Consider the following 11,766-nt stretch of genomic DNA (forward strand, 5'->3'; position numbering starts at 1 on the left):
CAGTCAACAAATCGAACGAGCACGATGCCGGTTTGGGAAGCCTGCGGAAGGCTTCCTGTCGCAACTATCCCCAGGGGATAGCGCTATGGAAGGCCAAGGAAATCCAGTCGGACAGGGCTCGACGTCAGCGCGTCAACATTGGGCTTGGTTCTGGCAACGGCTGGCGAGAAGGCTTCCTGCTGCAACTATCCCCAGGGGATAGCGCCATGGAGCGCCAAGGACATCCGCTCGATCAGGACTTGTCCAGCATCGAACGCAGGTGCGCAAGGTGGGCGCGAACCACGTCGGGGCTGGCGGCCTTCGGTGGAGGCGCGATCGGTTGAGTCGCCGCTGGCGGACTCCTGGTGTCGCCCTGTCCGGCCCAAGCTTTGAACTCACCGCGGATGGCCTTCTGGATGATGCCGAACAGGTAACCGGCGGGGTTGCGCACCGTGCTGCCCCGGCAACGCGCGTTCCACTCATCGAGCACCGACTGGCGCTGTTCGGCATCGACCCGCTGCAGGGCCACCAAGGCTCCGGCCTGTTGCTCATGCTTCATCTGCTGGAATCGTTCCGGGAGGCGAAGGTGCTGCAACGCGCGCGGTACTGTACGTACTTCTTTGATACTGAGTACTTCAGTACGGTCCTGCTTCGGATTCCGAAGGAGGTCGGTTTTGCTGGCTTCCGGGCCTGCTTCGGAATCCGAAGCAAGCTGTGATCGGCTCCGAAGAAGGGCCGCGAAGCCTTCTTCGGATTCGTGGTCGGTGTCGTCCTGTGGATAAGTCTGAGGTTCGCCTTCGACCTGCCGGGACATGCGCTGTGCCAGTACCTGGAGACGGGTCGGCAGCACGTGGCCGTTGATCAGCGGATCGCCGGCCACTTCCCGCAGTGCCTGTTGCCCCACGCGCTGGATCGCCTTGCTCGCATGGGTCAGCGCATGGCTGACCAGTTCCAGGTAGCCCGAATCGAGCTGCATCGCCTCGAACGGGCTCAGTGGTTCGTCGTGGAGCACGTAGAGGTTACCGAGGATGCGGCCGCTCCTGGCGTCGCGGCGGCGTCGCACCAGGCTGAGCCAGCGCGTGAGCCTCAGCACTGTCAGGGCACGTGCGACGGTCTCGTGGGAAGCCTTCGGCGCACAGGGCATTGATGTCAGCCACGGGCGCAACTGCTCGTAGGTCGGCCACGCAGTCAGGCCATCGTCGTTGAGCATCAGGCGGCACACCTGCCAGGCGTTGCGTTCCAGCGGGGTAAGCCGGCGGTCGAAAAACAGGCCCCGCGGCACCGCTTCGTGTCGGTTCCCGCTGAACAGGAAGCCATCTTGCGGCGTGCTCGTGCCGGTTCCGGTGCGTGCCGCTTCCAGGCGCCCCAATGCGCCGTCGAGCAAGGTCGATAGCGATACGGGACCAGTCGTGCTGGATCCAGGCGTCACCATGGACCTACACCAGCCCTTGATCGATCCAGCTCCGTATCGCGGCCCAGATCACGGACATGGGTAATGACAGCGACTCGGCCAGGTCCATGGTCAATGTCAGCATCGTCGTTTCATCGTTCAGGGCGATGCCGCGTTCGTCGAGGGCGGGCTTCCACTGGCGCCACAGCGCTGTTTCCTGTTCTTCGTTCAGGACCGGGTGCCGACCCTTGCGCTTTGGCAGCCCCAGGATTTCACGGCGCAGCGCGACCTCCTGATGGGTAAGACCGAAGAACTTGCTGACCATCTCGGTGCTGGCGCCCAGCCGGAGCATGCGATCGACGGTGTTGATCTCGTGCTCGATGTCGTGCATCTGGCTGACCAGCCGCCATAGCATGTCCGTGTTCACCTTGACCGAGCACCAGGGCACCCGCGCATTGGCGAGCAGCGCGACCAGCGCCGGTTGTTTGAGCACGTCCAGTTCGCGCTCTCCGAACCCCATCGCCAGGCAGCGGCGCAGCTGGCCGTTGCGCAGGTCGTGTAGTGCCTGGGCGACGACAGCTTGGTTCAAGGGATGGGGTGCCGACATGATCGCCTCCGGTCCGCTGCTCAGGTCGTGGAGCCGCTGGTCGTATCGGCGTCCAGGTCCATCAGGCGACGTGCCAACCGGAGCAGGCGAAAGAGCTTGACCAGTCCGGTGTCGCTGAGACGGGGTATGTCCGCCGTGCCGAGCGCGCTTCCTAACAACAGCGCACCGAGTGTCGCTTCCAAGTCCAGCGGCTGAGGCGGCCGTTCGGCGCCCTGGCGCTGGCTCAGGGCATGCAGTAGCGCCAGGACGGTTCGACCGAATGTCGGCAACGAGGAAGGGTCATCGAGGTGACACGTGAAGCCGACGCCCGCGTCGGTTGCCTCAATGCGGTTGGCAAGCTGCGCCTCTCCGGCGATCTCATGGGCGAACTGCGCGATGTGTGTGCGCAGTCCGTCAGGCGTATCCAGCCCCGGTTCGATGTACCAGACGTCAGAGATGGGAAACAGGCCGCCGGCTTGGACGGGAATTGCCCGTAGCACGCTGTCTCGGAAGTCGGGACGATCCTCGCCGGTATGTTCCGCGACCAGTTGCTGGATCGCCTGCAACCGCTCAGTGCTTGCCGCGGGCGAGACGATGTGGCCTTGCAGTCGGTGTTCTTCGTCGCCTTCGGATGGCGCGTGCGTCGAAGGGGCCGCCGATGGAGCCTTGGGTGGCTGGGCCTGCCTGATGGCGGGCTGGGATTGGCTCTCCTTCGTGACGTCGGCCGCCTGATGAGTTCCCGCTAGGGGTTGGAGCCTGAGCGGCGGCGTGGCCGACATGGAGGCAGGCTCCGGCGTCGAAGGTTCAGTAGGCAAGCTCGGCGGACTGGTCACGGCGCGCTGCCGGCTTTCGACATTGACGATATCCAGTTCCAGCGCGTTGTAGTCGATGCCCAGCAGGTCCGACATCTGGCCGATCAGTTCGTCCTGGACGCGTTGGGCGGTGAAGGCGTCGGGCCGGGTATCGAACTGCGCCAGGACTTCATGGAACAGCGTAGTGAAATCGGTCGGCAGCGCCTTGCCCTGTGCCCGCGTCTCCCAAGCCCATTCGGCGGCCTTGCGAAGGACGGCCAGCCGCTCGGCTTGATGTCGGCCGAGCCCACCATAGAGGATGTTGGGGATCGCGGGCAGCAGGTAGCGCACGGTGTCTTGCATGCGACTGATGTGCGATTGCTGGATCGGATAGCCGTCGGCAGCAAGGCGGCGGGCGAGTTCGGACTGCGACAGCGGTTTGCTGTTCTCCTGCTCATACAGCTCGCGTGCTTTTTCGATGCCCAACGCACGTTCGATGAACGTGAGGCCGCCATGTAGTTCGTTCTCGGCCAGGTGACCGGTGAGTGCGATGATTTCGCCGCGTTCGGGCCAGGGGCGGAACAAACAGGAGATGCGGAAGAAGCGCTCGTCCTTCGTCTCCGACCACAGCTCGCGCAGGATCGCCAGCCGCGTGTTGCCACCATTGCGGATGATGTAGTGGTCGGCGTCGGGACGTCGGGTGATCGGTGGCGGCGCGTCCAGGCCACGCTCACGGATCGACGCCTTGATTTCGTCGTACAGCGGATTGCGGGTGATGCGCGGATCCAACTCGTAGGGGCGCAGCTCGTCGAGCGTCACGACCATGGGCGTGTCCGCGATGGGATCGCTCAGTGTCCGTGCGGCGGGGCCTTGCCGTTGGAAGCCCTCGGCCAGCAGCTTCGAGGCCATGTCGGCCGGCGTCAGCTCAGCCATGGCCGTCTCCTGGCTCGCTGGCCTGCCGATCGGCACGCCGCAGCTGGGCTCGCGCGTTGCGCGCGGCCCGGTGGTCGCTGGCCGTGGAGCAGGTATAGATGGGCGGCAGGCCCGGCTTCGTGAACTTCAGGTGGCCGCCGGGCGTGCGTACCACCTCCCAGCCCTCGCGCAGCGCGAAGGCGATCAGGCCGCGAAGCTGCTTGTGCCCGCGCGTCAGGTCATGGGCGCTGGACATGGCCTGTCTCCCGCGGCGCCTTCCCGTCTACCTGGCTGAAGGCCGCCTGCCAATGCGGCAGCAGCTCGCACGCGACCGCGCGGATCGTCTCCAGCGCGCTTGGTGCGCTGCGTCCGGTGGGGCGCCGGTTCTCCACCCGATGCACGGGCAGTCCCTGCGTCGCCGCGCGCGGATAGGCTTCGATCGCCGGAACGGCGGTGTCCAGCACGCGCACGTCGCTGCGCCCGTCGAATATCTGGCGCAATGCCTGCTGGATCACGCGGGCGTTGGCCGACACCGGATGCACGCGGTTGAGCAGCAGGCTCAGATGGGGCGGCTTGATGCCCAGATGCCGGTAAGGCGCGATGTCCTCGATCAGCTGCAGCGTCCCTCGCCGCAACTCTCGGGCCGCGAGGATTTCCGGCGTCACCGGCGACAGCGCCATGTCGGAGGCCAGGACGGCCATCTCCAGGAGCGCGCTGCGCGCTCCCTGCGTGTCGAGCAGCACCAGGTCGTAGCTCGCCTGGAAGGTGGGGAGCAGATGCCGGAGCCGCAGGCGCCCATCGGGCGCATGGAGCAGCAGCGTGTTCAACTGCCCCTTGTCGTCGTTGGAGAGCACCACGTCGAGCCGATCGATGTACGTCCGGGAAACCAACTGTTCCAGGTCGCGCTCGTTGAAGGCCAGCAATTCGTAGATCCCGCTCGGTGCGCGATGCGCGAGCGGGTAATAGCTCGAAAGCGTCGGCTGGACGTCCAGGTCGACCAGCAGGACGCGCAGCCCTGCGTCGGCGGCGAACCCGCCCAGGTTCGCGGTCGTCGTGGTCTTGCCGACGCCGCCCTTGGTGGAAATGATGGAGATGACCAGCATCGTCTGATTCCTCGTCGCGTAGGTGAAGGACGGGGCTAGACGCGCTGGTTGCGGCGTTCAGCGATCCATTGCTCGACTTCGTGCGAGTCCCAACCGACTGCGCGAATCCCGAGACGAATGGCCTGCGGGAACTTGCCGGCCCGCATCAGGTTGTAGATGTGCGCGCGCTTGAATCCGGTCTTTGCCTCAACCTCGTCGCGGCGAAGGATGCGGCGCTCGCCCGCCGGCAGCGGAAGGGATTGGTCCTCCGTCATGGGGATCACTCCTTAGCGCTCAGGAGCGCTTGTTAGGGTGATCCGTAGTTGATTAGTCCTTGCCGGGGATGAACACCGCAAATGCGGTTTCCGCGACCGCAGATACGGGCTTGCGTTTGCGCTAGTGCGCCGCGCGCAACTTGCGGCGTGCCTGGGCGAACTTCGACTGCAAGGTGCGTTCGGTGATACCCATCAGGGATCCATGGTGCGCGATCAGCGCGCTGATCACCGCCTCCTGGCTGGTGAAGCGTGAGTACGGTACGCCGGATGGGGTGCGGCCGAGCATGACATCGAGCATCGCGCCGATGACGTTCAGGTAAGTCGACTCGGACCGATCGCTGAGCGGACAAGGTGCGCAGGACGCAACCGGAGCATCCTGCTTTTTCATCTGTTCCTGCAGCGTCCGCAACTGATGGCGGCACAGGTCAAGTTGTGATTTCAGCACTTCGCGTTCCACCAGCAGGGCACGGCCGGCTTCGATGGTGATGACCGGGTGGGCAATGCGCTCGGAGCGCGAGAAGAGAAAGGGCGGACGCTGCTCGGGATAGGTGTGAAGCATCCACCGCTTCAGGTCGACATGGCGAATGGTGAGGTCGGGGGAGTCCCAAAGCGACTCGTCGTGCATCGTGATGCCGTTCTGGCCGTAGGGCAGCTCGCCGTGGAAGATCGCGTCGTAGATGCGATCGGAGTAAAGGCGCAGCTCGTTGCAATGCGGGCAATCCAGGGTTGCCGGAAGCGTCCGTGATCGCACACCGGCCAGGATGTCCTCCCGAAACCGGAACAGCCCGGCCCATCGGATCGCGGCATCAATAGGCCGGTAGTACACGGCCGAAAGTGAGTTCCGTTGCATGTGGCTGTCTCCGTGCTGCCGCTACCTCATCGAAGGCTCCTCTGCGCCCAGCTCAAGGCTGATGCGTCGATATCCTGAGACCGGCGTGGTCGGGTAACGGGCCACATTGCCGGAGGGTGTTCAGCCGCACGAAGAGAGGGAGTTACCCTTCGACCCCTCTGGGCGTAGCATGTGAACTGCCAACAGCCACGTCCGCCGATGGCGGGCTGGCGGAGGGTGACTGCGCTGGTGGTGACGATGCGGATCGTCACGGCGACAGGCGGCAGGTCACACCACTGTCATGGTCGTGAGCGTCCAGTGAGCCGCCGTGCTTGACAAGTCTCGTTCCGAATACTGTGTGCTACTTGCGATCTATCGAGGGACGAAATCCGGTCCTGTCGTCGCAAGTGATGCCTGGCACCGGGTCGATCTCACCTGTTGCAGACCCGTTGGGTCTGCTGATAGATCGAAATGGAATTGCCAAGCGGGTGGACGCGAGCGTAGCCGACCCCTCCGGCTTGATCGCATGGGGCGCCAGGCGCAGCGATGCCAGGCAGATGCCGGCCACGGCAGCCGAGCTACGGCGCTACGCCGAACAGGCTTTCGGCGGCTGCCGCTATCAGCTTGGCCTGCGGAATGTCCGCGCCGGGCGCTACCAAGTCGAGCCAGGCCTCCAGCCTGGTTTTCGACAGAGTCACGGCATGGACTTCGTGTCGGGCGGTAGGGCTGAGCTGGTGCGCTTGCCGGTGGCGCGCAATCGGCGTGCGGGCGGTGGTGCCAGGGCCAGGTCCTGGAGCTTCCGTCCAACCCTGTCGTCGGCGGCAAGCGCTTGCAGGTCCTCCTCCAGACCGAGCACGGCCAACACCCGGACGTAAGAACCCAGCGTCGCACCCGGGTCGCCGGCTTCCACCTTGTATACGGTGGTCCGTGAGATACCCGCCCGCTGCGCCACGACGGCGTTGCTCAGCTTGCGCCGTAAGCGGGCCAAGCGCAGCCTCTCGCCCAGGTCGGAGAGCAGACGTTGCTCCTGTGGGAAAACGACGGGAGGTTTGCGAGGCATGTTTCTATTTTGGGCAAAACGTATGAAGATTGTCCATAATAGCGTTAACTTCTCCGAGACTGTCGCGGCACCGTCTGCGGCGGTCCGCTTGGCAGCGTGGGAGCCCTGACACTGGCTGTCGGTAGCCGTCGTTGGCCCCCGGTGGAACGTCTGCGTTGCCCAGCTTTGTGAAGCCGGCTAGACTAAGTCCAAGCGTCAGTCCAAGCGCTGCGCGGACTAGCGGGAAAAGCGTTCCAACTCAACCACATAGGAGTTGGATTCGATTCGCTTCACCCGCTCCACTTCAGCTTTCCATGGTGTTCCAAGGACGTCCATGGAGTGTTGCAAGTCATTGTCACGGTTCGGCTTTTCCAGAAAAGCCGTTCCAGTGACGTCCAGCGAAATCCACTGACGGCCGGCCCAAACTGGTACAAAAAGTGGCCCAAACAATGCGCGAACTTCCCCTGCCGCATTGTTGCTGGAGGAGCCGAGGTCCGATGGGAAACATGGCACTCAACTCGCTTTCATGGAGTTGGGATCATGCTTTCAGACCTCATGGCCCGGCAGGCCAAGTCCACCGGCAAGCCATACGCACTGGCCGACTTCGACGGCCTCTATCTCTACGTTTCCGCCATCGGCACCAAGGCTTGGCACTTCCGCTATTCGTGGTTTGGCAAGCGTGAGCGCATCACCCTAGGCAACTATCCGGCGCTTTCCCTGAAGGACGCCCGTGCACTTCGCGATGAAGCCCGCTCGCTGCTCGCCAAGGGCGTCAATCCCCACAGCGAACGCAAGCGCAAGCGGCACGCGATCGTCCTGGCCGGCGAGCACACCTTCATGGCCGTCTACGAGCAATGGCTGGCCCATCGCCGGCTCTCGCTGGAGGAAGGACGGCAGACCAGCCTGGAACAGATCGGGCGCGTCTTCAAGAAAGATGTGTTCCCCTCGCTACGGCACCTGACCATCTACGAAATCACCCGCGCGCACCTGCTGGACATCATCGGCAAGGTGGAGAAGCGCGGCTCGCTGTCCGTGGCCGAGAAGCTGAGGACCTGGTTCACCCAGTTGTTCACCTACGCCACGGTGGCGATTCCCAACATGGGCGATAACCCGTCCAGGGACCTGGAAGTGGTCGCGCTGCCGTTGCCGCCTGTCGAACACAACCCGTTCCTGCGCATGCACGAGCTGCCGGTTATGCTGCAGACACTGCGCAAGTACCGCGGGCGCCTGAACACGCAGTTGGGCATCCGGCTGCTGATGCTCACTGGTGTGCGCACCGGCGAGCTTCGCTTCGCCACGCCCGATCAGTTCGACCTCGACCGGGGCCTGTGGGTCATCCCGGTGGCCAGGCTCAAGCAGCGCGCGCTGCTGACCAAGAAGAAGCGCAAGCGTCTCATCGACATCCCGCCCTACATCGTGCCGCTGTCGGTGCAGGCGCAGGAGATCGTTCGCCACCTGTTGGACCAATGCAAGCCTGCCCAGGTCCATCTCATCCCAGGCGACTGGTGCCTGAAGAACCCGATCAGCGAGAACACGCTCAACGCCGCGCTCAAGCGCATGGGCTACGAGGACCAGCTCACGGGGCATGGCATCCGGGCGACGATCTCGACGGCGCTGAACGAACTCGGCTACCCGAAGAAATGGGTGGATGCCCAGCTATCGCATGCCGATCCAGACAAGATCAGCGCGACCTACAACCATGCCGAATACGTCGAGCAACGCCGCGTCATGATGCAGGACTGGGCTGATCGCCTGGACCTGTTCGAGCAGAACCAGGTCGAGGTTGCCAGCCGGCATCTGACCATCACGCTCCAGGGCCTGCCGACCATCGCCGGCCAGGCGGCCGTGCAGCCGCCGGTGGTCGACCTCACCGCGCCGCAGCTGATCGTGACCGCGCCGACGTCCAACCAACCCGAAGCGCCGGCATCGGTGCAGCGGCTGTCGGCCGTGCGCATGCCCGAGTACGCGCGGCCGCGCCTGTCGGAGGTGCAGCGCGGACGCCTGCAGGTGCTGGAGACCTTCGAGGCGCCGCACAACCTCTCGGTGGCGGACTACGCCAAGCTCGCGGGCAAGTCGCGCCGCTGGATCACCTACGAGATCCAGGCCGGCAACCTGCTGTCGATCCACATGGGGCACCGCGGGCAGCGCGTGCCAGACTGGCAGCTCGATCCGCTCAAGCGCAGGCTGGTCCAGTCTGTCCTGAAGCAACTGCCACGGGGCGTCGACACCTGGGACATCTACCACGCACTCCTGCGCTCGTACGAGGCTCTCGGGACACGGCCGGCCATCGAAGCCGTCAACCCAACGAACCTGCACCTTGCCGCGCGGCTGGTGGCCGCACAGTGCATGCAGGCGAGCGAGCCAGTCGTGACGACAGAGTTCCCTGAGCAGGTCCGGCAAAGCGTGCAGCGGCTGGTGCGCGAAGCCGTCGCTGCCGATGCCGCCGAAGTGGCGCCCGGAGACTGATCAAGCCAGGGGCGCGCCGAAGTTCGGTCAGGCGCTTGCCAGGAGCGCTTGGAAGAACGGCTCCAGGCGGGTGCTGTCCGTATTTCGACGGCTCAGGAAGTACGTGGTGAGCGTCAGCGCGCCCTCTTGCAAGGGACGCTGGACAACGCCAAGGGAACGATGACCCTCGATGCGGGCGGCGGGTGCCAGGCAGACGCCGTAGCCGGCGGCCACCAAGGTCATCATCAACCCGAACGACGTGGCCGTCGTGACGGCCGAGGGGACGACGCTGGCTGCCGTCAGCAGTGAGTCGATTTGCCTGCAGTAGCCCACACAGCCACGGCCATCCAGGGCGATCCAAGGGTAGTCGGCCGCCTGATCTAGGGACACTGACGCGAAGGCCAGCAAGGGGTGATGGGCCGACACGGCCAGCGCCAGCGCATCGCGCCAGACGGGGCGGACATCGATGCCTTCAGGGGCTGTGGGCGACTGGCAGAGGCCCGCCTCGAAAGCCCCCGCGAGCAGTCCTCGATGCTGATCCTCCAAGCGCTCTTCGTGAAGACGAATCGGGTTGTCCGGATAGCGCCGACGGTGTACCGCCATCGGTACCGACAACCTGGGATAGGCCAGGCAGTCCGACAGGGCAATGTTCAAAGGATCGGAAGCGATCATCGTGTCACCCGCACAACGCCGACACTGGAAAAAACCGCGTGCCATCGGTCAATGAGATAAGTTTAACGTGGTTTAAATTCGAGTGAAACGTGACGCTTCTGTTGATGCAGAAGCGATCAGTGCAACGCGGGAGACCTGCGGGAACAAGAACCTATGAAAGCGAGCCAGCGCGCGCTTTCGGCGTTGCCGTGCGCGAGGCACGGTCCGCGAAGGCGCTGGCGCAGGAGGTGCTGGCGGAACAGGCGGGTATCGCGCGATCGCACATGGGCAAGATCGAGCGCGGCGAGCACATGCCCACGCTAGTGTTGATCCTGCGGATCGCGAAGGGGCTGGGTTGCTCGGCCGCGGCACTGATGGCTGCGACCGAGGCGCAACTGTCCGAAAAACAGGAAGACGCTGTCTAGGTCGGCGTTGCGTCTCTCACCTACAACGAGGTAGTACGCAGGCGCCGCATTGCCGTCAGTGATTACCTATCGATAGACGGGATGGCGACGGCACAGATCCGCCACCTGCTGTCTTACTCGATCCCGCACGGCAATTAATCCAACACCACCGGTTTCCAATGCATCCAGCACGTCGCACAACCAGCCGGCCAGTTCCTCGCACTCGGCCACGCCGAAGCCGCGCGTGGTCACGGCGGGCGTGCCGATGCGCACGCCAGAGGTCACAAACGGCGAACGCGGGTCGCCCGGCACGCTGTTCTTGTTGGTGGTGATCCAGGCATCGGCCAGCGCCGCGTCCGCATCCTTACCGGTGTAGGGCCTGGCGGACAGGTCGATCAGCATCAGGTGATTGTCGGTACCGCCCGAAACGATTTTGTGGCCGCGCTGCTGGATCACGGCGGCCATGGCGCGAGCGTTCGCCACCACCTGGCGCTGGTAGGCCTTGAATGCAGGTTGCAGCGCCTCCTTGAACGCCACCGCCTTGGCGGCGATAACATGCATCAGCGGCCCGCCCTGGACGCCGGGGAATACGGCGGAGTCGAGCTTTCTGTAAAGGCCCTCGTCCTGCCCTTTCGAGAGAATGATACCGCCACGCGGGCCGCGCAGGGTCTTATGGGTGGTGCTGGTGACCACGTGAGCGTGGGGCAACGGGTCAGGATACTCGCCTGTCGCCACCAGGCCGGCGACATGGGCCATGTCCACCCAGAAGATGGCACCCGCCCTGTCGGCGATGGCGCGCATGCGTGCCCAGTCCTTGTGCCGCGAATAGGCGGAGAAGCCGCCGATCAGCAGTTTCGGCCGTGCCTGCATCGCGATGCGCTCCATCTCGTCGTAGTCAATCAGCCCGGTTAGGGGGTCGAGTCCATAAGGCACGATCTTGTAATGGCGGCCGGAGAAGTTGGATGGGTTACCGTGGGTCAGGTGGCCACCCTGAGCCAAGTTCATGCCCATCACGGTATCGCCGGGGTTGGCCAGCGCCAGAAACACGGCTGCGTTGGCCTGGGCGCCGGCATGGGGCTGGACGTTGGCCCAATCACAGTCGAATAGCACCTTGAGCCGCTCGATGGCTAAGCGTTCGGCCACGTCCACATGCTCGCAGCCGCTGTAGTAGCGCTTGCCTGGGTAACCCTCGGCGTACTTGTTGGTGAACACCGAATTCTGGATGGCCATCACCAAAGGGCTCGCGTAGTTCTCGGAGGCGATCAGTTCGACATGATCCTCCTGACGGCGCGCTTCGTGGTGGACTGCCAGGGCAAGTTCCGGGTCGAAATCGGCGAGGGCAACAGAAGTGTCATACATGGTGTGCGTCCTGGTCGGGCGGAT

Annotated in this window: 12 protein-coding genes; 2 read left to right on the top strand and 10 right to left on the bottom strand. The window is 64.3% G+C overall.

The window, feature by feature from the left end:
• Positions 1–232: 232 nt before the first annotated feature.
• The 8 genes from Z164_RS0104495 to Z164_RS0104530 form a co-directional block, all read right to left on the bottom strand.
• Positions 233–1,408 (bottom strand): STY4528 family pathogenicity island replication protein, encoded by a 1,176-nt coding sequence (locus Z164_RS0104495; protein WP_425477212.1) that lies wholly within the window; start codon positions 1,406–1,408, stop codon positions 233–235.
• 7 nt (positions 1,409–1,415) lie between these two features.
• Positions 1,416–1,976: a DUF2857 domain-containing protein gene (locus Z164_RS0104500; protein WP_024889546.1), complete on the bottom strand. Its 561-nt coding sequence runs from the start codon at positions 1,974–1,976 to the stop codon at positions 1,416–1,418.
• A gap of 20 nt (positions 1,977–1,996) precedes the next feature.
• Positions 1,997–3,679: a ParB family protein gene (locus tag Z164_RS0104505; protein ID WP_024889547.1), complete on the bottom strand. Its 1,683-nt coding sequence runs from the start codon at positions 3,677–3,679 to the stop codon at positions 1,997–1,999.
• Positions 3,672–3,914 (bottom strand): type II toxin-antitoxin system HicA family toxin, encoded by a 243-nt coding sequence (locus tag Z164_RS0104510; protein ID WP_024889548.1) that lies wholly within the window; start codon positions 3,912–3,914, stop codon positions 3,672–3,674. Before Z164_RS0104510 ends, Z164_RS0104505 begins: the two co-directional genes overlap by 8 nt.
• Positions 3,898–4,761 carry a ParA family protein gene (locus tag Z164_RS0104515; protein WP_024889549.1) on the bottom strand — a complete coding sequence of 288 codons (864 nt, stop codon included), beginning with the start codon at positions 4,759–4,761 and terminating at the stop codon, positions 3,898–3,900. The genes Z164_RS0104510 and Z164_RS0104515 overlap by 17 nt, the downstream gene beginning before the upstream one ends.
• 35 nt (positions 4,762–4,796) lie before the next feature.
• The gene (locus Z164_RS0104520; RefSeq protein WP_024889550.1) at positions 4,797–5,015 is read right to left on the bottom strand and encodes an AlpA family transcriptional regulator; all 219 of its coding nucleotides are present in this window, start codon (positions 5,013–5,015) and stop codon (positions 4,797–4,799) included.
• A 121-nt stretch (positions 5,016–5,136) separates the two neighbouring features.
• Complete coding sequence (locus Z164_RS0104525; protein ID WP_024889551.1) at positions 5,137–5,865, bottom strand: hypothetical protein; 729 nt, start codon at positions 5,863–5,865, stop codon at positions 5,137–5,139.
• Positions 5,866–6,538: 673 nt separating this feature from the next.
• Entirely contained in the window at positions 6,539–6,904 is a 366-nt protein-coding gene (locus Z164_RS0104530; RefSeq protein ID WP_024889552.1) for a helix-turn-helix domain-containing protein, read from the bottom strand.
• A gap of 519 nt (positions 6,905–7,423) precedes the next feature.
• On the opposite strand from Z164_RS0104530, the gene Z164_RS0104535 reads away from it, so the two are divergent.
• Positions 7,424–9,349 carry a tyrosine-type recombinase/integrase gene (locus Z164_RS0104535; protein WP_024889553.1) on the top strand — a complete coding sequence of 642 codons (1,926 nt, stop codon included), beginning with the start codon at positions 7,424–7,426 and terminating at the stop codon, positions 9,347–9,349.
• A 27-nt stretch (positions 9,350–9,376) separates the two neighbouring features.
• Here Z164_RS0104535 and Z164_RS0104540 read toward each other — a convergent pair whose 3' ends face one another.
• Positions 9,377–10,000, bottom strand: coding sequence for a LysR family substrate-binding domain-containing protein (locus Z164_RS0104540; protein WP_024889554.1), 624 nt, complete (start codon positions 9,998–10,000; stop codon positions 9,377–9,379).
• Between the two features lie 104 nt (positions 10,001–10,104).
• Here Z164_RS0104540 and Z164_RS0104545 point away from each other — a divergent pair, with 104 nt between their 5' ends.
• Positions 10,105–10,404 carry a helix-turn-helix domain-containing protein gene (locus Z164_RS0104545; protein ID WP_024889555.1) on the top strand — a complete coding sequence of 100 codons (300 nt, stop codon included), beginning with the start codon at positions 10,105–10,107 and terminating at the stop codon, positions 10,402–10,404.
• A gap of 66 nt (positions 10,405–10,470) precedes the next feature.
• Here Z164_RS0104545 and glyA read toward each other — a convergent pair whose 3' ends face one another.
• Entirely contained in the window at positions 10,471–11,742 is a 1,272-nt protein-coding gene (gene glyA, locus Z164_RS0104550; RefSeq protein WP_024889556.1) for a serine hydroxymethyltransferase, read from the bottom strand.
• Positions 11,743–11,766 lie beyond the last annotated feature (24 nt).

Origin of the sequence: Luteimonas huabeiensis HB2 (assembly GCF_000559025.1) — a bacterium.
Lineage (GTDB): Bacteria > Pseudomonadota > Gammaproteobacteria > Xanthomonadales > Xanthomonadaceae > Luteimonas > Luteimonas huabeiensis.